Below are 21,398 nucleotides of genomic sequence, written 5' to 3'. Positions count from 1 at the left end.
GGTTCAGTAAAGCTTCCTGGGTTGCCGGAAATCGTCGAGCATGCCGACTTTCACTGCCATCAACGGCGAGTTGTTGATCCACACGTCGTCGATGACGATGGTGCGACCGATGTCTTGCTTGTCGGCAGCCACAAGGAGGTAGTAGGTGCCGTCCTCCGGTGCTTCGCCGTCCCAGCCCAGGCTGGTCATGCCTATCACGCTGGCCGGGCGGAGGGGCTTGTTGGGGATCAGCGTGCCATAGGTGTCCATCAACACCGCCCGCGGTTTCAGGACGAAGGGGTTGATACCCATGCAGGTGTGGTCGCAAAACGAATTGACGTTGAGGCGATAGCGCTCGCCCTGCTTCAACTGCAGTGAGTACACCCGGTAGTTGGACAGCGAGCTGCCGAGCTGCATGTTCGTCGTGCCGGCCTTGCCACGCCTCAGGCTGGCGTGCGGGTTGAGTGGCAGCGGTACGACCTGGGCGTGGTGGATCGCCTCCAGGTTGCTGCGAGCGCCGCCGTTGGGGGCGGTGGCGGCGGGCGACGACTGAGGCCCGCTGCTGCAAGCGCCGAGCGTCAGGCAGGCGGCAAGGATGAGTGACTTGTGCACGATACGGCTCCAGTACGGCAATGCTCCATTCTGCGATGGATCCGCGAGGAAGGTAGCGGGGCAGTATACCGGGTTATCGCGGCAATACCGTGATGGGATGCCGCAACTCTGCGCAGACCCTAGGAATCTGTTCGAGGCCTTTGTGTTCTGGCACAAAGCAGAAGCGGGTGGTATCGAGGCGCCTGGCCAAGGCTTTTAATCCGCCCCCCTGATCGCGGCGAGGCGGAACGGGCCAGGCACGGGACAATCCCGTCGCGTCGGCGTCAGGACCGGCCGTGAGCAGGCTCTCAGCCAGCCAGACCCACGTAGACGTTCTGTACGTCGTCATGGTTATCGATGGCCTCGAGGAAGGCTTCGACTTCCTCGCGCTGCTCGGGCGTCAGGTTGGCGACCGGGTTTTTCGGACGGTAGCCGAGGTTCGCCGAGTTCACCGTGAAACCCTGTTCCGGCAGAGCACGGCTGACCAGGTCGAGATCGGTCGGTTCGGTGATGAACAGGGTGTTGCCTTCGTCGGCTTCGTCGAAATCCTGAGCGCCGGCCTCGATCGCCGCCAGCTCCGGGTCGGCGCCGCTGTCACTGGCGGCCTCGATCAGCCCGACATGGTCGAAATCCCAGGCCACCGAGCCGCTGCTCCCGAGCTGGCCCTTGCGGAACAGCACGCGGATCTCCGCCACGGTACGGTTCACGTTGTCGGTGAGGCACTCGACGATCAGCGGCACCTGGTGCGGCGCGAAGCCTTCGTAGGTGGTACGTTCGAAGTTGACCGTCTCGCCGCTCAGGCCGGCGCCTTTCTTGATCGCCCGATCCAGGGTTTCCTTGGGCATCGAGGCTTTCTTGGCCTGGTGGATGGCCAGGCGCAGCTTGGGGTTCATGTCCGGGTCGGCACCGTTACGGGCACAGACCATGATCTCCTTGACCAGGCGACCGAAAATCTTGCCCCTGGCATTGGCGGCGGCTTCTTTAGGTTTGGCTTTCCACTGGGCGCCCATGTCTGCTCTCTCGGCTCTGCGGATGATGGATAGGCGCAGCCTTTGGTTGGCTGGACAGGGCTGCGCGGCGGATCTGGTGGCGGATTTTAATCCGTCACCGCGGCGCTGGCACCCTGTAATTGCTCCGGCCGTGTCAATGCTCGCGGCAGCGCGGCTTGCGCCGAAACGTCAACAGCCCCTAAGAGCCTGTTCACGATCTTGCGACGAGACTCCACACGCAATGGCAGCAAAAAGGCGTAAGTAGCCGTAGGGTGGATCGGGGCGCGTAGCTGACGCTCTTTTCATCCACCATCGCGCTCGCAGAGCGGTGGACGGATGAAGCGTCGTCCACCCTACAAATGACCGCTAACGCCACTTTGCCGCCGATCTATAGGAATACGGGTTCCGGTTTGCCAAGTGCACAGAATCGTGAACAGGCTCTAAGGCGTCTGTACCAGCCGATTGACCAGTTCCAGCGCCTTTTCGAAGGACGGGTAACCGCTCTTGGCCACGTCCAGTTCGGCGTAGCCGGCGCGATACTCCTCGGCGCGAATGAGGTCTGCCTCGTCGACCAGATAAGGTTCCGACCAGATCTTGTAGAGCAGCGCCACCGCATAGGGTTGCTGCTGCGCGGCCGCAGCCTCCAGCTTGCTCAGTACCTCGTCGGTTTGGGGGCCCTCGCGGATCATCAGAATCGCCTGGTAGAAAGCCACTTCGCCGAATGCATCGTCGCGTTCGGCCCGGCGCAGCAAGGCACTGGCCAGCTCATGGTTATCCATGTCGCCGGACACCACCAGTATCTTGGCCTGCAGCATGTCGTTCTGGTAGAGCAGTTGGCGGTCTCGGCAGCTGTCGCCGCTCAGCGGCTCATCGCAGGACGGTGAAGAGGAGGCGCAGCCGCCGAGCATCAGGCTCAACAGCAGGCAGCCAACGCCATGTCGGCAATCAATCATAGGTATCCCTCAGGCAAATCTGATGTATCGACCCGTACCGCGTCGCCGGGTTCGCCCGATCGACGATCTTTGTGGAGCCTGCGGCCGACCCACTCGACGCGATGCCATGCGCCGGCCGGGCGTGATGAGATCGACTGCGATCGCGCAGGGACGATCCCGCAGGTGCTGGCGTCGTCAGCCATGGCGCAGGTCGTCTTTCTCGATGATCTGCGGGCCGCTGCGCGGATTGCGCCACAGGTAATGCCTCGCCGCCAAGTGGTAGGCCGTCCACAGGCTGCCGCACCGGCCTTATCGCCGGTATTCGGCGGCAGGGCGGAAAAGGCGCGTTGCCGGTTGCCACGTGCCGCTCTGCTCATGGGACGTCCCCCGGTAATCGCCGTTGGCTTCAACCATAGCCGATAACCGCTCCGAGAGCCCGCGAACCATGGGCCGGCCGGAGAGGTTGAACTGTCGGTCGTCAACGTCGCTCTACTCACCATAGCCATGAAAACCGGCCAACCTGATGGAGACCCCCATGGAACTTCCCAACAAAGACCTCGGTACCTTGTTCGAGCAACTGGGCCTGGACTCCGAGCCGGCCAGCATCGACGCTTTCATCGCCGAGCACTACCCGTTGGCCGACGAGGTCAAGGTGTCCGAGGCGCCGTTCTGGACCGAATCCCAGGCCGCTTTCCTGAAAGAGCAACTGCTGGAAGATGCCGAATGGGCACCCGTGGTCGATGAGCTCAATGCGCGCCTGCACGAGGGCAAGCAGGTCTAGGCGAATACTACCGCCCGCGACTGGTCATCCTGCAGCAGGCGCCGCGATCGCCCCTCGGCGGTACGCACAGGTGCTTGGTAAACGGTGCCGTGCGCGTTAGTCTCGCGGTTTTCCGTGTCAGCCCGAGACTCTGCCGATGTCCCCACTGGTGAATTTCAAGGATCGGATTCGCGCGCTGCGCCCTGGTGACCAGGCTGACAGCGTGGCCGAGACGGATCTGCTCTATGCCTTTGAAAGCGACCGCGGGCGCATCATCAACTCTGCCGCCATCCGGCGTCTGCAACAGCGCACCCAGGTGTTTCCCCTGGAGCGCAATGCGGCGGTGCGCAGCCGCCTGACTCATTCGATGGAAGTCCAGCAGACCGGGCGTTTCATCGTCCGCACCCTGTATGCCCAGCTTGGCGAGCGCGCGGCCGGCTATGGCCTGGACGGCTTGCAAGGAGCGCTGGAAAGCCTGGTGGAGATGACCTGCCTGATGCATGACATCGGCAATCCGCCTTTCGGCCATTTCGGTGAATTCGCCATCGGTGAATGGTTCGAGCGCGCACTGGACGGCCTGTTCGCCTCTGTTCTGCCGCAACCGCCGGACAACCACGAGTTGCATGCCCGGTTGCGCGCCGACCTGCGCAATTTCGAGGGCAATGCCCAGGCCGTGCGGCTGGTGGTCAACCTGCAGCGCCTGCGGCTGACCTACAGCCAGACCGCCGGCCTGCTCAAGTACCTGCGGCCGGCCTATCAGCCAAAGCCGCCGAGCAGTGCAGCCAATGCCTATTTGAACAAGAAGCCGGGGTTCTATCTCTCCGAAGAAGACTTCGTCGCCGGTTTGCAGCAGACGCTGGGGCAGCGACCCGGCACCCGCCATCCGGTGGCCTACATCATGGAGGCCGCCGACGATATCTCCTACTGCCTGGCCGACATCGAGGACTCGGTGGAGAAGGGCATTCTTGGCGTCGCCGAACTGGCGCCGCTGCTGATCGATACGTTCGAGAAGCTGCAATCGCCCGATGCGCCCATCCCCGGCTCACGGCATTCGTTTCGTGGCCTGGTCGGGCAGGCGCTGGAGCGCTATCACCAGGAGGAGATCAACAAGGCTGGCGAGTTCTTCGTCAAGCTGCGGGTCGGCATGATCCACCCGCTGGTGCAGCACGCGGCACGCCAGTTCATCGACAATATCGACGCAGTGCACGCGGGCTCCCTGGATCGTGCGCTGATCGAGGACGACAGCCTGCCCCATGCCATCGTGCAGACCTTCAAGGACGTCGCCATGGCGCGGGTGTTCTGCCACCGAGAGGTGGAAACCCTGCAATTGCAGGGCTACCGGATCATTCACGGGCTGCTGGACAACTATGGCGCATTGCTGCGGGTAGACGCCGAGACCTTTCTGCAGCTCACCGAAGGCCGCTGCCGCCGAGAGGCCCACCTGCAGATGCTGGTGCGTCGCCTGCCGAGCCAGTTGCTCAAGGCCTACCGCCAGGCCGTGCGTGAATGTGGCGAGGCCGACCGGGCCGCCTGGGAGTTCTATCACCGCTGCCGGCTGCTGCAGGATTTCATCAGCGGCATGACCGACCAGCACGCGCATGACGAATACCGTACCTTGTCGGCGCTGTAGCGCTCAGGTGTTTTTCCAGATGAGTTGCAGCCCAGCCAGCAGCATGCCCAGCCGGGCGATGCGGTAGAACCAGGTGTGGTTGATGCGCGATTGCAGCCACAGGCCCGCCCACACGCCGAGTGGCACGATGGGCGCGAGCATCAGGCTGAGCAGCAGATTCTCCCGGCTGAACTGGCCGAACACGGCATAGGGAATCAGCTTCATGGCGTTGGTGAGCAGGAAGAACATATTGATGGTGGCCACGTAGCGCACTTTTTCCAGTTGCTGCGGGAGCAGGTGCATCATCACCGGTGGCCCGCCGGCATGGGCAATGAAGCTGGTGAAACCGGCCATCGACGAGAGGGCCAGGCCACGCCCGGGCCGCAGCGGCCGTGGAGTCGGGTCGCTGCCGAGCAGCCCCAGCAGGACGAAGGAAATGGCGATCAGACCGATCAGCAGGCCGATCAGTCTGTCGTTGAGCAGCTCGAAGGTCAGCGAGCCGATGACGATGCCGAGCAGTGCGCCGGGCAGCATGACCTTGAGGTTGGGGATGTCCCACTTGCCCCAGTAAGCCTTGAGCCCGACCACATCGGCCAGGCAGAGGATCGGCAGCATCACCGCCACGGCCTGCAGCGGCGAGGTGGCCAGGGCCAGCAACGGCACCGCGATGCCGCCCAGCGCGCCGCCGAAGCCGCCTTTCGAAAGGCCGGTGAGAAAAACGGCCGGAATGGCGAACAGCAACAGGTCGACGAGGGTCATTGCAGTGCAGCCCGATCAGTGAGCCCGCAGGGTAGAGGCTGTTGCCGCCGCATCGCAAGTCGGCTGATGCCCGCTATCACCGAGGAGTACCCCGAACATGTCGAACCCCAACGATGCACTCAGCCGCGACGATGGCTTTGCTGCTCGCTACGTCTTCGCCAAACGTGTCGCCGTGGAGGCTGCCGCCCGCGGCATGGCCTACTATGCCCGGCGCAACAGCCTGGCCGTGCAGCACAAGGGCGATGACCGTCAGGACGTGGTAAGCATCGCCGACCAGGATGTCGAAGCCTTCATCCGCGCGGAGTTGGCCGTGCATTTCCCCGGGGATGGCATCGTTGGCGAGGAGGGTGGCAGCGGTGGCCTGCAGGCTCGCTGCATCTGGGTGATCGATCCCATCGATGGCACCGCGTGCTTTGTCAACGGGCTGCACAGCTGGTGTGTATCCGTTGGCCTGCTGGTGGATGGGCAGCCGCTGCTCGGGGCGATCGCCGATCCCAATCACGATGAGCTGTTCCATGCCTTCATCGGCCGTGGCGCCTTCGTCAACGACACACCGCTGGCCATTCACGAGGCTGCACACGTACGCGAGGGGCTGGTCGGGGTGGGCACCACCCATCGGCCCGGCAAGGAGAACTTCCTGCCGTTCCTCAGCGCGTTGCTCGACGAGGGCGGCATGTTCTTGCGCAACGGTTCCGGCGCCTTGATGACCGCCTACGTGGCGGCCGGCCGCCTGATCGGTTACTACGAAACCCACCTGAAAAGCTGGGATTGCCTGGCTGGCCTGGTGCTGGTAAGCGAGGCCGGTGGCCGTCACAACGACTTTCTGCGGGGCGATGGCTTGCTTGGCGGCAATTCCTTTCTGGTCGCCGCGCCCGGCGTCTACGAACAGTTGGCGGGGATGGTCGGCGCCTCACTGGACGCCGACTGAGGCGCACCAGGGGCGGCCGCGACTGGACGGCAGGTCATCGGGCAGGGGCGGCGTACGTCGTGCCCTGGCCGGCGAAATGGCCCGCCGGCTTGCATGATGGGCGCACGTCCGGGTCTCTGCCCATCGCCGTGGCCACGATCTCCGCATGGATTTCAGCCCTGCGGCGGCGACGCGGCCTGAATCACCCGATGGATGAACTGCAGCTTGCCGATCACCGCGGCGGGCAGCACGAAGGGGTACAGGTCCTTCTGACCCATGCTGCGTGCCAACTCGTTGAGCATGGCGGCGAGTTCGATCCAGGCGTTGACGAACTGCAGGAACTCGTCGGCCAGCGGATCGTTCGGGTCATACAGCGCCGCCCGGGTGAAGGGCCGGAACTCCAGTTCCACGTCGCCGGCACGCATGCCGAAGCTCAGGGCAGTGTCCAGGGTGTCCATCATGTGCAGGTAGTGGGCCCAGGTTTCCGCCCAGTCTTCCCAGGGGTGCATGGTGGCGTAGGCGCTGACGAAGGATGCCTGCCAGTCGGCTGGCGCGCCCTGCTCGTAGTGACGCTGCAGGGCGGCGCCATAGTCGGCACGTTCGTCGCCGAACAGCATGCGGTAGTCGTTCAGCCACGGGCCGTTGGCGATCAGCCGATCCCAGTAGTAATGGCCCACCTCGTGGCGAAAATGGCCGAGCAGGGTGCGGTAAGGCTCGTGCAACTGGATGCGCGTCTGCTCGCGTACGTCGTCGTCGGCTTCGGCGATATTCAGGGTGATCAAGCCATTGGCATGGCCAGTGGTGGGCTGCTTGCCCTCGGCATCCGGGCCGAGGAAGTCGAAGGCCAGGCCACTGCTCTCGTCCTGGGTCTTGCTGACCAGGGGCAGACCCATGGTCAGCAACTGCGCCACCAGGCGGCGCTTGGCGGTTTCGAAGCGCGCCCAACGCCTGTCGTTGTCGGGAACCGACAGATCGGGGATGGTGCGGTTGAGCTGGCAGGCGGTGCACAGACCAGCGCCGTACAGGGCGGGCAGCAGCCAGTTGCAGCCAGCGGCGGTGTGCAGGTTGTCGCAGCGCCGGTAGCGCCAGCCCTGGGGATCGCCCTCCACCCGAAATACATCGGTTTGCTCGCTGGCCACCAGGGTCACCACCTGGCCGCGCTCGGGCTCGTAGCCAAGCGGCGACTGGCAGGCCAGGCACTGGCTGTTGCGGAAGAAGATCGGCTGGCCACAGGTGCATTGTCCCAATGCCTTCTGGCTGGGCGTGCGAGCCTGTTTTGCCGAGTCGCCAATGCGCAGGCCGAGGGCCTGGAAGAACCGGTTCATATCATGGCCTCGCGGAAGGTGGGACTACCGGAGCGATAGAGTGGTGCGGCGGCGGAGCGGTTCCGGCATTTTCTGCGGCCTGGGCGGCATGCCGGGAAAGCGGGCGGCCTGGTGCCCGCGGCACCAGGCGCGGTGTGGTCAGTCCTGGCGGCTGGTCACTTCGAGCAGGTGATAACCGAACTGGGTTTTCACCGGCCCCTGAACCACGTTGAGCGGCGCGCTGAACACCACGGTGTCGAATTCCTTGACCATCTGGCCCGGGCCGAACGAGCCGAGGTTGCCGCCGTCGCGGCTGGATGGACAGCTGGAGTTGTCTTTGGCGACCTGGGCGAAATCGGCACCGCCTTCGATGGCAGTTTTCAGTTCGTTGCACTTGTCTTCGGTAGCAACCAGGATGTGGCGGGCAGTGGCTTTGGCCATGGGGAAACACTCCGTTCGAATGAGCTGCCGAGCCTACCGGATTCACCCGGCGAGTCAAATTCGTCAGGGGCGCCAGTCGTCGCGCAGGCTGCCCTGCAGGTGCTCCACGAACGCACGTACCTTGGGTGTCAGCTCGTAGCGATCTCGCACGCACAGGTAGTAATCCAGTGGTTCGACGAGCGCCTGGCTGCCCGAACGCTGCGGGCTGGCGAACAACTGCTGCAACAGACCGCTGGCCAGCCATGGCTCGGCGACGAAGGCGGCGAGACGGGTGATGCCGCCGCCGTTGACCGCCACCCTGGCGAGTACGTCGATATCGTCGCTGACCAGCGCTACCCGTATCTGTGCATCGAAGCGAACGCCGTCGCGCACGAAGCGCCAGGGCATCAGGCGACCGTCCACGGCGACCCTGAACGCCAGGCAGTCGTGCTCGCGCAGTTGTTCCGGGGTGACCGGGGTACCTGCCTTGTGCAGATAGGCCGGCGAAGCGCAGTAGATCGACGGCACGCTGGCGATATGCCGCGCCACCAGGCCGTCCTCGAGCTGCTGCGGGATGCGGATGCTGATATCCACCGATTCCCGAATGTGATTGACGCTCCGATCGGTGGTGATCAGCTCGCAGGCGATACGTGGATAGCGCGCGCTGAAGGCGGGCAGCAGCGCTGCCAGCACATGGCGACCGAACGCGGCGCTGGCCGCGATTCGCAAGCGCCCCTCAGGGGCGTCGTGTAGCTGCGTGGCCGTGCTGCGTGCCAGCTCCAGGTCGCGTAGCACGTCGCGCACCTGCTCGAAATACAGCGTACCGCTTTCGGTGAGAGCCAGGCTGCGGGTGGTGCGCGTGAGCAGCCGTACACCGAGGGAGGATTCCAGACGGGCGATATTCTGGCTGGCCGCCGCAGCGCTGATACCCAGCAGACGAGCGCCCGCGGCGATGCTGCCGGTTTCCACCGCCTTCACGAAACTCTCGATGCCGCGCAGGGTATCCATGGTCAAGCTTTCTACTGATTGCTGGATTGATAAGTTTAACTTGGTACTGACCTTACCTGCGGCCCGCTACTCGTAGCAATGGGCGGTCGCGACAATCGCTGCGTTCGCCACACGTTGGCGTGTTGCTCTTTATTCGAAGGATTTTGCCCATGCCTGAAACGACTCTCAGCCGTTCTCGCCGATACCGGAAGCTGCCGGCCAGGCTGTCGCCGGTGGTCTTCGCCTTTTTCATGTCCGGCATCATGGCGTTTCTCATGTGCCTGGTGATCACCGCCACCAACCGCGGTCTCAGCGCTGGCTACCTGGGCGAGGTACTGGAGGCCTACCGGTTGGCGATGCCGGTGGCGTTCGTTTGCGTGATGGGGGTTCGGCCGCTGGTGTTGCACCTCGTTCGGCTTACCGTTCGGGCTTCTTGAGGTGAGCAATTCGGGCGCTTCTCTGTGATATGTATCCAGAAATGACAGGAAGTTACCAAATGATTCAGCCGTCGATGGTAGGCTAGTGCCCGATATTCAAACCGATCTCATGGAGCGTTACATGTTGTTCAAGGAGTTGATGCTGGCCAGCCTGTTGGCCGTGGTAGTTCCCCTGACTTGGGCCGACCAGGCACTCGTCGCGCAGGATGCGCAAGAAGCCACGGCCGAAATCGCTGACAGTGATTCCATCAGCGAGGAGCAGTTTCTCGACAGCCTCGATTTCCGTTCCGGCAAAGTGGTGGTCGGCAGCAACCTGGCGACCCTGGATCTTCCGGAAAACCTTGTATTCCTCGACGGTGCCGACGCCGAGCGCGTGCTGGTCGAGGCCTGGGGCAATCCGCCAGACGACAAGCTGCCGCTGGGCATGATCCTGCCCAAGGGCGTATCGCCCCTGGCGGACGAATCCTGGGCGGTTACCGTAGAGTACGAAGAAAACGGCTACGTTTCCGACGAGGACGCCGCGGACATCGACTATGCCGACATGCTCAAGGACCTGCAGGACGGCGCCAAGGCCGAGAACCAGTGGCGCAGCGAAAACGGCTACGAGCCCATCGCCATCGTCGGCTGGGCATCCGCCCCGCATTACGATGCCGCAGGCAAGAAGCTGCACTGGGCCAAGGAAGTGAAGTTCGGCGACAGCGAGGAGCACATCCTCAACTACAACATCCGCGTGCTGGGTCGCAAAGGCGTACTGGTGCTGAACTTCATCGCCGGCATGCATCAGTTGCCGCAGATCGAAGAGAACCTGCCGGCTGTGCTGGCCATGACTGACTTCAACGATGGCAACCGCTATGCAGACTTCAACCCGGACATCGACGAGGTCGCAGCCTACGGCATCGGCGCGCTGATCGCCGGCAAGGCCGCTGCCAAGGTCGGCCTGTTCGCCGCCGCGCTGGTGCTGCTCAAGAAGGTCTGGATCCTGCCCGTGCTGCTGATCGGCTGGGTATGGCGACGCATGACCGGGAAGAAGAAGGAGCAGCCTCAGCCGCTGGCGCCTGAACCGCAGGTGCAGCCTGAGGCAAAAGCGGAGACTGCCCAGCCGGTAGCCCCGGAGCGCGTCTCCAGCGTGATGGATCTGAACAATCCGCGCGAGGACGACAAGCGCGGATAGCAGCACCGCGTCGACGAAAAAGCCCCGGCCATTGCCGGGGCTTTTTGTTGGCCGACGGGGATAGGTTTCGGCCCTGACCGCGCAGCGGCGATCCGGGAAATCAGAGGTAGGAGCCGATGATGATCAGCAGCCACAGCAGGCCGCCCGGCAGCATGCACAGATAATTCGCGGTGCTGAAGCGGCTGTTGCCCTGTCCGGTTGGATCGTCGCTGGCCAGGTTGGCTTTCTCCTGGATGATCGATAGCGGCCACGCCGGCAGGATGGTACCCGCGAGCAGCAGCATGATTTCCAGGCTTACGCCGACATGGCCGTCCAGGCGCGAAAGGCCGTTGCTGGCGAAGACCAGAACGATGTACATCCACGCCGCGCTCGCATATCTCCAGGCGCCCAGACCCTTGGCTTGCAATTGCGTGAGGATCAGCCGGCACAGCGAATGGATGAAGAAGATATGGAAGATCGAGCGCGCTGCCGGGCTGATCTTCTTCGGGCGCATTGCAGCCCGTTGGCTATCCCATTGCTTGTAGGCCCAGTAGACCGCGTAGAACCCGAGCGTCATGAAGAACAGCACGTAGAGTTTGCGGGTGGAGGTGACGAAGAAGCTGTCGTCGGGGCGCTCTGCGACCAGCAGGGGGGCGCCGGGCGTCTGATACAGGTTATCCATTGGCCTTTTTCCATGTAAGGGCAGCGTGATGGCTTGGCGTTCGGCTCGCGTTGCGTGGCGACGAACGACTCCTCCAGGAGTGCGCGGCAGTTTACAGGGCTATGGCTGCAGCAGTGCAGATGGCCGGCAAGGCGGTGGGCCGAGACGCGGCCCACCGCCGGGGGGTCAGCAGTAACGGTCGAGCAGGCGATCCTTCCTGGCCTGCTGGCCTGTCCACTCATGTTCCAGGGTGCGCAGAACACTGCGCAGGAAGTCGCGGTCGGCAGCGGCGCGGCGTCCTACGTAGCCCTGGCCGCGGCGGTAGGTACGCAGGCGCGTGCGCAGGCTGGGCCGCTGGCTGACGAACTCGTGTTCCTGCTGATCCGATGGCAGGCAGTCGATGCGAACTTCGCCCGATTGGCAAACCCAGAGGATGTGGTTATCCAGGCTGTCCTTGCGCTTGGCGAACAGTTGCGCGAGGTCGTCGATGGTCGGTTGCTTGTTCAGGTTCATGGCGTGGTACCCCTTCATTCTCTGATCTGTCCAGGGCACCGCTTACAGTGCGGTGCCGTCATTGCCCGTGGCGTTTGAGTGCTGCCGAACACCGTGTAGCGATGTGTAGGTATCGCTACGCGGCAGCGGCTAACGGAGGTCGGAACGATGCGGGGGGAAGAAAATCAGCGAAGGGCGGGCCGGATGCAGGTGATCCGCAGGATCAGCCACAGGCATCATGACAACGTCTCGCTAACGCTCTGGTCCTCTCGCAGGACGCTCGACTTCATCAATCTGCCTTGTGGGCAGTACATATCGTGGAACGCTCGGCTGGTGTTACCGAGTTTGCCCAAGTGCCCTTGTCAGGGCTCCCTTCAGGGGAGGCGAGTCCATCATGCAAAAGCGCGGCGAGGTCGTCAACCGCTTTTGTAGTGTTTTTTTGTTCTCACTACAAAAAGCTGTCGACCTCTTCTGGGGTGTCTGTCACGCCGGAAAATGACCGCCGGGTCAGCTGGCGAAGAGGCGTCCGTCACGTTCTCGCTGGGCGTCGCGCTGCATCGACTCGAGGTTCTTCTCGATGGTCTCGCAGAGTGCATCCATCTGGATCTGGTGCTCGCTGGCCTGGAACGGGCTCTGCAGGTCACTGCCCACCCGTTCGATCGCCAGCAACATGAAGCCGACCACGGTCGAGGCCAGCGGTGTGAACCACTCCAGGGTTTCCACCAGGCCGATGGGAACGATCACGCAGAACAGGGTGATGAACAGGCGGGGGAAGTACACGTAGGGGTAGGGCAGCGGTGTATTGGCGATACGCTCGAGGCCGCCCTGGCAGTTGGAAACGTCGACCAGGGTCGACTCCAGGCGGGCCAGGCGAATGCTGTCCAGGCGGCCAGCCTTGTATTCGCTGGCGAGGATGGCGGCGGAGCCGTTGAGGATATCGTTGGGGAAGTTGTTGGTGGTCAGTCGCCGCTCGAACTCGTCGGCGGCGACGAAGGCGCGCACTTCATCGTCGCAGGGCTCGTTGCGCAGGCTTGCCGACAGACTCCTGATGTAGGCCACATGACGGCGCAGCAATATCGCCTTGACCGGGTTGTTGTCATCGTTGTCGTCGATCAGGGTCAGCACTTGGCGGGCGAAGCTGCGCGAGCTGTTGATCAGCGCTCCCCAGATGGTGCGGGCTTCCCACCAGCGGTTATAGGCACTGCTGTTGCGGAAACTGATGAGTACCACCAGTGCGGAACCGAGCAGCGTCAGCGGCATGGAGGGCAGGCTGATCTTGCGATCCAGGAACAGCATGTAGTCGGCCGTGACCACGATGTCCCAGATCAACAGCCAGAACAGCGACCAGCCGACGTAGCCGAAGGTCTTGAGAAGATAGCGATAACCGCGGGTGATGGAATGCGTCACGGGGGAATTCTCTGCAAGCGATGAAAGCGAAAGCGCAGAAACTTCGAACGTGAAGCCGCGGCAAAGGTTCTGCCATTCGGCAATCAGCGCCGGTGGCGTGCCTGGGCCAATGCGCAGAAAAAATCGATGTACTGCGTGGGGCCGGCACTGAACACATTGTCCAGGCGCAGCGGATCCTCGGCATCGGTGATACCTCGCAGAGCTGGCCATGGTTCGCCGGGATGCCCACTCAGGTAGGCGGAATCGACGCCCGGTCGCTGCACTTCGCCCTGGCTGCTGTCGATGTAAAGCACGCGATTGTCCTGCCTGAATGCCTTGCCCAGTTCCTGCACCAGGGTGAGAAAGCCCCGGTCGCTGCCGCCGCGCAGCCAGGTGGTCTCGCCGTCGTCGGTTTCCAGTGGCGAACTGGTCAGGGTATCGCCGACACCGACCAGGCGTGGCATGTGCCGCGGGTCGAAGCGTTCGCGGGCCAGCCGCAGTAGGGCGTCGATGTCGGTGGGCGCCTGGCGCACGTTGAAGCCCTCGCCCAGTGGAGAGTCCCCGGTACGCTGCTGGTAATAGCGGTTGAGGATCACCAGCACGCCGGCTTCCTTGACGGCACCGCGCAACATCAACTGCAGGTCCGTGGTGCCGGCACTGCCGGCGTTCGCCGGGCGCATGCGCTCGCGGCCCTCGGCATTCCGGCCCAGATTGGGCGCGTAGTGGATGAAGAACGACTGTTGCAGCCCTTGTCTGTCCGCAGCGTCGAGCAGCGCTCGAAGCAAGGCTGCGCCATCGGCTTGTAGGCGGGCGTAGAGTGCCGGGCGGTCGTGCCAGTGGTGATGGAAGGCGTTCAGGTTGAGGGTCGGTGACACCGGATTGTCGAGCACACTGCTGGCCAGCAATCGATCGATTGTCGGTTGACCCAGGCCATAGGGTGGCTGGCTCAGCAACTGTTCGAGCGATTCGCTCAGGCGTTGCGGCGCCGCTGCCAGGAAAGCCAGTTCTGCAGCGCTGACCCCGGGGTGCGAGACCCGGCCGTGGCGATCCTGCAGTTGCACGCCACCGGCAGCCAGGCCAGGCAGATAAAGACCCTGTTGATGGCACTGCAAGGGTGTGCCGATGGCCCGTTCCACCAGGCCGTTCACCCCACGCTTGCCGATATGTTCACCGTTGGTGAGTACTTGGAAATGGCCATCCAGCTCACGTGCCGCGAGGATGTAGCGGTGCTCCAGGCTGCGGGTGAGCGGATCGCGCACGAGGTTCATGCAGACACCATCCAGATCCTGGATGATCAACAGGTTATCGCTGCCGCAGAGGCTGTCCAGCAGGGGCCGAGGGTCGAGGGATATGGCGCTTTCAGTCACAATCATGGCCTCGAGTTTAGCGCGGTTTGCTTTTGATCGGACGATTGACTGAAGCGTTTGGCGCAACCCATTGTCCATCAACAGGTAGGCAGTGCGGATTGAAGAGGAAGCATGGATGAGGGATTCACCCAAGCACGCTCGGCACCTGGCGGCTGTGATGCTGCTGTCGTGCATGAGCGTGGCCAGCAGTGCGTGGGGCGACGATGCGCTGCAACTGACCAAGTTGATCAACAGTTACCGTGAGGCCGGGCTGGGCTGCGACGGGCAGCCCAGCCCGGCGGCAGGCCCCCTGGCGCCGGACGGGCGGCTGGCTGGGCAGAGGGTCGGTTCGTCCGGGCAACTGCAGCAAGCGCTGCAGCAGGCCGGATACCAGCCTGCGGCCGTGCAACTGATCAGGGTCACGGGGCCGGACACGGCCGACGCCGCCATGACCATGTTGCGTCAGTCCTATTGTGCGCAGTTGCTGGATGCCCAGTTCGCCGATATCGGTGTGCTTCACCAAGGCAACAGCTGGCAGGTGGTGCTGGGCCGTGCGTTGCTGCCGGCTCGTCTCGGCGACTGGCAGGAGGAAGGCAAGGCCATCCTGGCAGCGGTCAATGAGGCGCGGGGCAGTGCCCGCCGTTGTGGTGACCAGCCCTTCGATGCCGCCGAGCCGCTGCGCTGGAGCGATTCCCTCGGCCAGGCCGCGCTGACCCACAGCCGCGACATGGCGATGAACAGCCTGTTCAGCCACCAGGGCAGCGACCGTAGCCTGGTTGGTGCGCGGGCCACCGCGACCGGCTACGCGTGGACGCTGATCGGCGAGAATATCGCCGCCGGCCAGGGCCGTGCGCAGCAGGTGGTCGACGGTTGGCTGGCCAGCCCCTCGCATTGCTACAACCTGATGAATCCGGACTTCCGCGAGATGGGCGCTGCCTATGCCAGCAACCCGCAGAGCCAGGCGACCATTTACTGGACACAGGTGTTCGGTGCTACGGGGCGGTCGGGCCTCTAAGCGGTTACGGTGCGATAAGGCGGGGTGTTGCTGGGCTGAAGCGGATCGGGCCGCGCAGGTGAAGCGTCGTCGACCTAAGATTGTGGGAGCGCGCCATGCGCGCGAATCGCGGGCGCGGCCCGCTCCCACCGAGACATAGGGGGCGCGGGCGGCGATCCGTTTCAGACCCGTAGTGTGGGCCGGGCAGCGATCCGCTTCAGCCCGCCAATAGCGCCATTGTCGGCATGCACGGATCGTCCTGGCCCGCGCTCAATCCTGACCCTCACGCAGCAGCGGCGGCATCGGGCAGTCCAGCGTGTCGGCGACTGCACGCATCAGTTCCGCCTCGCTGGCGCTGATGCGCCCGTCGTGTTCGATGCAACGGGCCATGGCCTTGAGTAGCTGTGGCTTCTGCAAGGGGCGCATCTGGTTGAGGCGATTGAGGGCATCGTTGAGCGCGGTGATGCCTGCCCGTGGTTGTTCGGTGAATGCCCGCGCGGAGAACGGCAGGGTACTCCAGGCCGCCTGGAACGCCTCGCTGGCGGCTGCTTCGCTGGCATTGCCGGCCCGCGACAGCGCCACCAGCAGCACACAGCTCTCGTTGCCCAGTGCCGCCAGCGGCAGGCGACCCCGGGCCGGGCGCTGCATGCCCAGGTTGTGCTCGACGATGCGCAGCAGGGCCCATTCGATCAGGTCAAGCTGTTTCGTGCTGATCAGCAGGGTGCCGATGTCGCGCTTGAGGCTGACGAAATCCTGAGGCTCCAGCTGCTTGAGCGCCGGGATCGCCAGCTCCAGCAAGGGCAGGCGCTGGCCGGCAGGCAATTGCTGCAATGCCGTATCCAGCTCCAACAGGCGGTCCGACAGCAGCGGTGGCAGGTTGGCCTGCATCCAGGTCATGCGCTGCCGACGCGTATCGGCATCAGGGCCGAGCAGCAGGCCGTAAAGGATCGCCAGGGCGCCGTGGGGGTCGTGAGCGGCATTGCGCAGGCGGTCGTCGATCTGCGCCAGGCTCTCGCGGGCTTCTTCGATATGCAGGGGCTGCGGTTCACCGATGCTGGCGATGGCGATCCCTGCGGCGGCGGCGCTGAAACCTGCGCTTGTCGGGTGGTCATCCGACGCGTCACGAACAGGGTGTTCGAACACCTCGTTGCCCAGTACCACACCGTCCCAGCTGGGGTCGATGCGCCGGATGCGCTCTTCCAGTGGCGGGTGCGTGGCCATCATCTTGCTCAGTGCCAGGCCCTGGCCGAAATACATATGGCTGTACTCGGCGGCATGCCCGGCTTCGATCTGCGATCCGCCGCCCAGCTTCTTCAGCGCCCCGGCGATGCCGCCGGGGTTGCGGGTGTACTGCACGGCCGAGGCATCGGCAAGGAACTCGCGCTGGCGACTCACCGCCGCCTTGATCAGGTTACCGAAGAAGGTACCGGCGTAGCCGATGATCAACAGCGCCAGGCCGACCACCATGACCAGCGCGACGGCATTGCCTTTGCCCTTGTCGCTGGAGCTGCTGCGTGGCGCATGACGGGTGTGGCTGCCGCCACGCAGCACCAGTTCACCGATCAGACCGAGCAGCAGAATGCCGTGCAGCACCGCTACCAGCCGCGTGTTGAGGCGCATGTCGCCATGCAGGATGTGACTGAATTCATGGGCGATCACGCCCTGCAGCTCATCCCGGCTGAGTTTCTCGATGGCGCCACGGGTCACGCCGATCACCGCGTCCTGCGGACGAAAGCCGGCGGCGAAGGCATTGATCGACGGCTCGTCCAGCAGGTACACCGGCGGCACCGGCGTACCGGCCGCCAGGGCCATCTCTTCCACCACGTTGAGCACGCGCTGCTCGTGCGCGTCCTGGGGCTGCAGATTGAGCAGACGCCCGCCAAGCCGTTCGGCGACCACCTTGCCGCCCGAGCGCAACTGCAACGCCTTGAACGCCCAGCCGAGCAGCACCACGCCGACCACCACCAGGGCCACGCTGGCCAGCAGTTGGTGGTTGAGCGCCTGCAGGCGGTAATCGCCATACTGGTAAACCTGCCAAGCGACGGCGATCACCAGCGTGGTGGTGCCGATCAGGGTGATCACCGCCAGCACCAGCAGTATCAGCAGGCGAAAACTGTTGCGCCGGGCGCGGTCCTGTTGTTCGAAGAAGTCCATCCGTTTCGCCGTACTCAGAAGGAGACTTTCGGGGCTTCCTGAATCGCCGCACTGTCGGCGAATTCCAGCAGGGCGGCATCGCTGCCATGGCCGAATGCACCGGCCAGCACCACCGGCGGGAAGCTCTGGCGATAAGCGTTGTAGGCGGTAACGGCATCGTTGTAGGCCTGGCGGGCGAAAGCCACCTTGTTCTCGGTGCTGCTCAGCTCTTCGCTGAGTTGCTGCATGTTCTGCGACGCCTTGAGGTCAGGGTAGGCCTCGACCGTCACGTTGAGGCGCCCCATGGCGTTCTTCAGCACGCCTTCGGCGTTGGCCAGCAGGTTCATGCTCTGCGCATCGCCTGGATTCTCCGAGGCCTGCCTGAGGCCTTCGACCGCACCGTTACGGGCGGCGACCACGGCTTCCAGGGTTTCGCGCTCGTGGGCAAGGTACGCCTTGGCGGTTTCCACCAGGTTGGGGATCAGGTCGTAGCGGCGCTTGAGCTGCACCTCGATCTGCGCGAAACCGTTCTGGTAACGGTTGCGCAGGCTGACCAGGCGGTTGTAGATGCTGATCACGTAGACGACCACCACGACCAGTACGGCGATGATGATGAGGGTGGAAATATCCATGGGATGTCCCTATCGGTTGGAAAATGTGGCGCCATGGTAGCGGAAAGTGCACCCGCCTGGGCGAGCGAGGCTGACCGGGGCGACGCGGATGTGCGCGGGTCGTGCTTACCGGGTGCCCTGGCTGACCGGGTCGGTCTGGCTGACGGCGGTCATCTGCACGGTCAGGCGTGGCGTCGCCAGGCTCAGGCCGGATTCGTCCAGGTGCCGCTTGAGCGCCAGGTTGAAGGCACGGGATACCTCCCACTGCTTGATCGGCGCGGTCTTGAAGCGCGCACGCAGTACCGCGTTGCCCGACTCGAAGCTCTCCACACCCTGGATCTCCAGGGGCGACCAGATGTTGCGGCGCATCAGCACGTCGTTGCGCAGGTCGCTGGCTACCTCGCGCAGCAGCTTGATGGCGTCGTCGATGTTCATGTCGTGGGGCACCGCGACACGGAAGATGGCGTAGCCGAACTCCCGCGAGTAGTTCTTGATGCTCTTGATCTCGCTGAACGGGATGGTGTGCACGATGCCGTCGATGTCGCGCAGGCGCACGGTGCGGATGGTCAGGCCCTCGACGGTGCCCAGGTGGCCGCCGACGTCGACGTAATCGTCGATGGCCAGGGAGTCTTCGATGATGATGAACAGCCCGGTGATCAGATCCGCCACCAGCGACTGCGCGCCGAAGCCGATGGCCAGGCCGATGACGCCGGCACCGGCCAGCAGCGGGGTGACGTTCATGCCCATGTTGGCCAGGGCGACGATCGCCGCGATGATGAAGATGCTGATGAACAGCACGTTGCGGATCAGCGGCATCATGGTTTGCGCGCGGGCGTTGGTCTGGCCCTTGCGTGAGCGCGTCAGGGCGTGATGCACCGCCGTGTCGCTGAGAATCCATACCAGCCAGCCGCAGGCCAGGGTGGCACCGAGGCCGAATAGCTTGAGGCTTATCTCGTGGCCATCGCCCTCGGCGAAACGGATCAACGACAGCCCCCACACCCGCAGCCCCAATTCGATGAACAACAGCCAGATGGCCAGGCTCAGCAGGGCGTGGAAGAAGCTCTGGAAGCGTTCGAAATAGGCGGCATGGCGCCGGTGGCGCAGGCGGGCCTTGTGCATGCGCCGGCGAATCAGCCCGTTGATGACCATGCAGGTGACCAGCAGCACGGTGCAGACCAGCGATTGCCGGAAGGCGGTGCTGGTGTCGCCAGCGGACACGAAGGTGGCCGCCAGGGAGATTGCCACCAGCGCCAGGGCCGGCAGGTACCAGAAGCTGCCGAGCAGCTCCACGGTCTCACTGATACCGCGCTGCCTGAGGCGGCGCTCCAGCGGCTGGTTGCGCATCAGGTGGGCGATCGGCCGGCGGAAGCGCAGGATGAACAGGCCGGTGCATAGCGCCGCCAGCACGTTGGTCAGGGTCGCGGTGGTGTGTGCCAGGTTGGCGCCCAGGCTGGCGACCAGGCGCGGATCGCTGAGCGCTTCGCCAAAGGCCGCGAAGCTGCCGATCAGCCACAGCGGGCGAAACGCGCGACGGCGCAAAATGTTCAGGGCCGTGCGCCGGTGCGGGCCGTCGAGCAGGGAAAAGGCGATCACGCAGATCGCCGAGAAACAGGTGCCGACCACCAGTGCATAGGCCAGCACCATGGCCAGGTCGCGGCCCAGGGACGCCGTCAGCACATAGCTCAGGTAACCGGTGATCAGCAGCGCCGCGAACCAGGGGCCGAGCTTGCGCAACGCGAAGCGCAGCAGGTCGGTGGGCCGCGGGTTTTGTGGCAGTTCTTCGGCCAGGCCGAAACGCAGGCGCACCTGATGGCTGAGCGCCCGCAAGCCGAAGGCCAGCAGGCTCCAGATGCCGAGAATCAGGGCGAAATTGCTGACCAGTGCCAGGCGTTCACCGGTTGCCGGCATCAGTGCCGCCAGTTCGTCCTGGCTGCGGGCGATCTCCAGTTGCCAGCGCGCCAGTGGGCTGTGGTCGCCCGAGAACTGCTTCTCGATGCCGGCGAGGGTGCTGCCGATCAGCCCGAGCACACCGTCGTGGGTTTCCGGCTGGGCCTTCTGGGTGCTGTCGCGCAGGGTCTTGAGATCATTGAGCAGTTGCGTGCGCTGCTTGTCGTTCTCCAGCGACTGGATCACCTCGTCGAGTGAACGATCCAGCGGCTGATCCGCCTGAGCCTGGCTACTGCCGCTGCCACCCGTGCCGAACAGCCCCGGTATGCCTGCCGCTTGAACGGCAGGACAGGGCAGGGCCAGAAGGAGCAGAACCAACAGATGGGGCAGCAGATTGTCGAGGCGGATCACGCGCGAGTTCTCCATCACGCGGGCGGGGGTTTCAAGGTGCGTCGTCAACCGACGGCGCACCTCGCTCACGGGTAGTTTTCGGGGCTGAGGTGGCGCTCTACCAGCTCGATGAGGATATGGATGACCTTGATGTGCAGCTCCTGGGTGCGGTCGGCGAAATCGCCGCCCGGCGCGCAGATGCTGACGTCGGCCAGGCTCTCCAGCAACGAACCGGGTTTGCCGGTCAGGGCGATGACCTTGATGCCCAGTGCCTTGGCCGCTTCAGCCGCCTTGACCACGTTGGGGCTCTTGCCGCTGGTGCTGATGGCCAGCAGCACATCACCCTCACGGCCGTGAGACTCCACGTAGCGCGAGAAGATATGGTCGTATCCGAAGTCGTTGGCCACGCAACTGATGTGGCTGGCGTCGCTGATCGACACCGCGGCGATGCCCGGACGATTGTTGCGATAACGCCCGGTGAGCTCCTCGGCGAAATGCATGGCGTCGCACATGGAGCCGCCATTGCCGCAGGAGAACACCTTGCCCTTGGCTTCGAAACTGGTCACCAGCAGGCTGGCGGCCCGCTCGATATTGGCCAGGGTCTGCTGATTGCCGAGAAATGCATCGAGCGCACGCTGGGCTTCGAGCAGGCTGTTGCGGATATGTTCGATCAT

The 21,398-nt window shown here is 64.1% G+C and carries 21 protein-coding genes; 6 read left to right on the top strand and 15 right to left on the bottom strand.

Features of this window, described 5'->3' with window-relative positions:
* Positions 1-3: 3 nt before the first annotated feature.
* From BLR94_RS01480 to BLR94_RS01465, 3 genes are all read right to left on the bottom strand, one after another.
* Positions 4-591 (bottom strand): hypothetical protein, encoded by a 588-nt coding sequence (locus tag BLR94_RS01480; RefSeq protein WP_084305588.1) that lies wholly within the window; start codon positions 589-591, stop codon positions 4-6.
* A gap of 287 nt (positions 592-878) precedes the next feature.
* The gene (locus BLR94_RS01470; protein WP_084305584.1) at positions 879-1,580 is read right to left on the bottom strand and encodes a YebC/PmpR family DNA-binding transcriptional regulator; all 702 of its coding nucleotides are present in this window, start codon (positions 1,578-1,580) and stop codon (positions 879-881) included.
* A gap of 419 nt (positions 1,581-1,999) precedes the next feature.
* Positions 2,000-2,512 (bottom strand): hypothetical protein, encoded by a 513-nt coding sequence (locus BLR94_RS01465; RefSeq protein WP_090423638.1) that lies wholly within the window; start codon positions 2,510-2,512, stop codon positions 2,000-2,002.
* 514 nt (positions 2,513-3,026) lie between these two features.
* Between BLR94_RS01465 and BLR94_RS01460 the strand changes: the two genes are divergently transcribed.
* Both BLR94_RS01460 and dgt read left to right on the top strand, forming a co-directional pair.
* Entirely contained in the window at positions 3,027-3,272 is a 246-nt protein-coding gene (locus BLR94_RS01460; RefSeq protein ID WP_084305582.1) for a DUF2789 domain-containing protein, read from the top strand.
* Positions 3,273-3,408: 136 nt separating this feature from the next.
* Positions 3,409-4,881: a dGTPase gene (gene dgt, locus BLR94_RS01455; protein WP_084305580.1), complete on the top strand. Its 1,473-nt coding sequence runs from the start codon at positions 3,409-3,411 to the stop codon at positions 4,879-4,881.
* A gap of 3 nt (positions 4,882-4,884) precedes the next feature.
* Here the strand turns inward: dgt and BLR94_RS01450 are convergent, their stop codons facing one another.
* Positions 4,885-5,619: a sulfite exporter TauE/SafE family protein gene (locus tag BLR94_RS01450; protein ID WP_084305578.1), complete on the bottom strand. Its 735-nt coding sequence runs from the start codon at positions 5,617-5,619 to the stop codon at positions 4,885-4,887.
* Positions 5,620-5,716: 97 nt separating this feature from the next.
* On the opposite strand from BLR94_RS01450, the gene BLR94_RS01445 reads away from it, so the two are divergent.
* A complete protein-coding gene (locus BLR94_RS01445; RefSeq protein WP_084305576.1) occupies positions 5,717-6,547 on the top strand; it encodes an inositol monophosphatase family protein in 831 nt (276 codons plus the stop codon).
* 152 nt (positions 6,548-6,699) lie between these two features.
* On the opposite strand, the gene BLR94_RS01440 is transcribed toward BLR94_RS01445, so the two are convergent.
* The 3 genes from BLR94_RS01440 to BLR94_RS01430 all read right to left on the bottom strand — a co-directional run bounded on the left by BLR94_RS01440 (position 6,700) and on the right by BLR94_RS01430 (position 9,258).
* Positions 6,700-7,851 (bottom strand): zinc-binding metallopeptidase family protein, encoded by a 1,152-nt coding sequence (locus tag BLR94_RS01440; protein ID WP_084305574.1) that lies wholly within the window; start codon positions 7,849-7,851, stop codon positions 6,700-6,702.
* A 138-nt stretch (positions 7,852-7,989) separates the two neighbouring features.
* Positions 7,990-8,271 carry a peptidylprolyl isomerase gene (locus BLR94_RS01435; RefSeq protein WP_084305572.1) on the bottom strand — a complete coding sequence of 94 codons (282 nt, stop codon included), beginning with the start codon at positions 8,269-8,271 and terminating at the stop codon, positions 7,990-7,992.
* A 63-nt stretch (positions 8,272-8,334) separates the two neighbouring features.
* Positions 8,335-9,258, bottom strand: coding sequence for a LysR family transcriptional regulator (locus tag BLR94_RS01430; RefSeq protein WP_084305570.1), 924 nt, complete (start codon positions 9,256-9,258; stop codon positions 8,335-8,337).
* A 149-nt stretch (positions 9,259-9,407) separates the two neighbouring features.
* Between BLR94_RS01430 and BLR94_RS01425 the strand changes: the two genes are divergently transcribed.
* Together BLR94_RS01425 and BLR94_RS01420 are read left to right on the top strand one after the other, a co-directional pair.
* Positions 9,408-9,674: a DUF2798 domain-containing protein gene (locus BLR94_RS01425; RefSeq protein ID WP_084305568.1), complete on the top strand. Its 267-nt coding sequence runs from the start codon at positions 9,408-9,410 to the stop codon at positions 9,672-9,674.
* Positions 9,675-9,795: 121 nt separating this feature from the next.
* On the top strand, positions 9,796-10,845 hold the full coding sequence (locus BLR94_RS01420; protein ID WP_084305566.1) for a DUF2167 domain-containing protein: 1,050 nt from the start codon (positions 9,796-9,798) through the stop codon (positions 10,843-10,845).
* A gap of 100 nt (positions 10,846-10,945) precedes the next feature.
* On the opposite strand, the gene BLR94_RS01415 is transcribed toward BLR94_RS01420, so the two are convergent.
* The 4 genes from BLR94_RS01415 to stpA all read right to left on the bottom strand — a co-directional run bounded on the left by BLR94_RS01415 (position 10,946) and on the right by stpA (position 14,736).
* The gene (locus BLR94_RS01415; protein ID WP_084305565.1) at positions 10,946-11,506 is read right to left on the bottom strand and encodes an MFS transporter permease; all 561 of its coding nucleotides are present in this window, start codon (positions 11,504-11,506) and stop codon (positions 10,946-10,948) included.
* 165 nt (positions 11,507-11,671) lie between these two features.
* Positions 11,672-11,998, bottom strand: a complete 327-nt coding sequence (locus BLR94_RS01410) for a hypothetical protein (protein ID WP_084305563.1) — start codon at positions 11,996-11,998, stop codon at positions 11,672-11,674.
* A 486-nt stretch (positions 11,999-12,484) separates the two neighbouring features.
* Complete coding sequence (locus BLR94_RS01405; RefSeq protein ID WP_084305561.1) at positions 12,485-13,384, bottom strand: bestrophin family protein; 900 nt, start codon at positions 13,382-13,384, stop codon at positions 12,485-12,487.
* Between the two features lie 83 nt (positions 13,385-13,467).
* Entirely contained in the window at positions 13,468-14,736 is a 1,269-nt protein-coding gene (gene stpA, locus BLR94_RS01400) for a glucosylglycerol 3-phosphatase (protein ID WP_084305559.1), read from the bottom strand.
* A 109-nt stretch (positions 14,737-14,845) separates the two neighbouring features.
* Here stpA and BLR94_RS01395 point away from each other — a divergent pair, with 109 nt between their 5' ends.
* Complete coding sequence (locus BLR94_RS01395) at positions 14,846-15,724, top strand: CAP domain-containing protein (protein ID WP_084305557.1); 879 nt, start codon at positions 14,846-14,848, stop codon at positions 15,722-15,724.
* Between the two features lie 249 nt (positions 15,725-15,973).
* On the opposite strand, the gene BLR94_RS01390 is transcribed toward BLR94_RS01395, so the two are convergent.
* The 4 genes from BLR94_RS01390 to lpcA all read right to left on the bottom strand — a co-directional run bounded on the left by BLR94_RS01390 (position 15,974) and on the right by lpcA (position 21,398).
* Positions 15,974-17,857, bottom strand: a complete 1,884-nt coding sequence (locus BLR94_RS01390) for a M48 family metallopeptidase (protein ID WP_084305555.1) — start codon at positions 17,855-17,857, stop codon at positions 15,974-15,976.
* A gap of 14 nt (positions 17,858-17,871) precedes the next feature.
* On the bottom strand, positions 17,872-18,468 hold the full coding sequence (locus BLR94_RS01385; protein ID WP_084305553.1) for a LemA family protein: 597 nt from the start codon (positions 18,466-18,468) through the stop codon (positions 17,872-17,874).
* A 105-nt stretch (positions 18,469-18,573) separates the two neighbouring features.
* The gene (locus BLR94_RS01380; RefSeq protein ID WP_084305551.1) at positions 18,574-20,760 is read right to left on the bottom strand and encodes a mechanosensitive ion channel family protein; all 2,187 of its coding nucleotides are present in this window, start codon (positions 20,758-20,760) and stop codon (positions 18,574-18,576) included.
* Between the two features lie 50 nt (positions 20,761-20,810).
* The gene (gene lpcA / locus BLR94_RS01375) at positions 20,811-21,398 is read right to left on the bottom strand and encodes a D-sedoheptulose 7-phosphate isomerase (RefSeq protein ID WP_084305550.1); all 588 of its coding nucleotides are present in this window, start codon (positions 21,396-21,398) and stop codon (positions 20,811-20,813) included.

This window comes from Phytopseudomonas flavescens, from assembly GCF_900100535.1.
GTDB lineage: Bacteria > Pseudomonadota > Gammaproteobacteria > Pseudomonadales > Pseudomonadaceae > Aquipseudomonas > Aquipseudomonas flavescens.
The sequence above is the reverse complement of the archived record's forward strand: the minus strand, read 5'-3'. Positions and strand labels throughout refer to the sequence as shown.

Excerpts from the sequence above, each read along its gene's own strand:
- BLR94_RS01465 (WP_090423638.1), bottom strand. The coding sequence starts at position 2,512 with ATGATTGATTGCCGACATGGCGTTGGCTGCCTGCTGTTGAGCCTGATG.
- BLR94_RS01435 (WP_084305572.1), bottom strand. The coding sequence starts at position 8,271 with ATGGCCAAAGCCACTGCCCGCCACATCCTGGTTGCTACCGAAGACAAG.
- BLR94_RS01430 (WP_084305570.1), bottom strand. The coding sequence starts at position 9,258 with ATGGATACCCTGCGCGGCATCGAGAGTTTCGTGAAGGCGGTGGAAACC.
- BLR94_RS01450 (WP_084305578.1), bottom strand. The coding sequence starts at position 5,619 with ATGACCCTCGTCGACCTGTTGCTGTTCGCCATTCCGGCCGTTTTTCTC.
- BLR94_RS01425 (WP_084305568.1), top strand. The coding sequence starts at position 9,408 with ATGCCTGAAACGACTCTCAGCCGTTCTCGCCGATACCGGAAGCTGCCG.
- BLR94_RS01410 (WP_084305563.1), bottom strand. The coding sequence starts at position 11,998 with ATGAACCTGAACAAGCAACCGACCATCGACGACCTCGCGCAACTGTTC.
- BLR94_RS01445 (WP_084305576.1), top strand. The coding sequence starts at position 5,717 with ATGTCGAACCCCAACGATGCACTCAGCCGCGACGATGGCTTTGCTGCT.
- BLR94_RS01420 (WP_084305566.1), top strand. The coding sequence starts at position 9,796 with ATGTTGTTCAAGGAGTTGATGCTGGCCAGCCTGTTGGCCGTGGTAGTT.
- stpA (WP_084305559.1), bottom strand. The coding sequence starts at position 14,736 with ATGATTGTGACTGAAAGCGCCATATCCCTCGACCCTCGGCCCCTGCTG.
- BLR94_RS01390 (WP_084305555.1), bottom strand. The coding sequence starts at position 17,857 with ATGGACTTCTTCGAACAACAGGACCGCGCCCGGCGCAACAGTTTTCGC.
- BLR94_RS01395 (WP_084305557.1), top strand. The coding sequence starts at position 14,846 with ATGAGGGATTCACCCAAGCACGCTCGGCACCTGGCGGCTGTGATGCTG.
- dgt (WP_084305580.1), top strand. The coding sequence starts at position 3,409 with ATGTCCCCACTGGTGAATTTCAAGGATCGGATTCGCGCGCTGCGCCCT.
- BLR94_RS01440 (WP_084305574.1), bottom strand. The coding sequence starts at position 7,851 with ATGAACCGGTTCTTCCAGGCCCTCGGCCTGCGCATTGGCGACTCGGCA.
- BLR94_RS01470 (WP_084305584.1), bottom strand. The coding sequence starts at position 1,580 with ATGGGCGCCCAGTGGAAAGCCAAACCTAAAGAAGCCGCCGCCAATGCC.
- BLR94_RS01460 (WP_084305582.1), top strand. The coding sequence starts at position 3,027 with ATGGAACTTCCCAACAAAGACCTCGGTACCTTGTTCGAGCAACTGGGC.
- BLR94_RS01415 (WP_084305565.1), bottom strand. The coding sequence starts at position 11,506 with ATGGATAACCTGTATCAGACGCCCGGCGCCCCCCTGCTGGTCGCAGAG.
- BLR94_RS01385 (WP_084305553.1), bottom strand. The coding sequence starts at position 18,468 with ATGGATATTTCCACCCTCATCATCATCGCCGTACTGGTCGTGGTGGTC.
- BLR94_RS01380 (WP_084305551.1), bottom strand. The coding sequence starts at position 20,760 with ATGGAGAACTCGCGCGTGATCCGCCTCGACAATCTGCTGCCCCATCTG.
- lpcA (WP_084305550.1), bottom strand. The coding sequence starts at position 21,398 with ATGATCGAACATATCCGCAACAGCCTGCTCGAAGCCCAGCGTGCGCTC.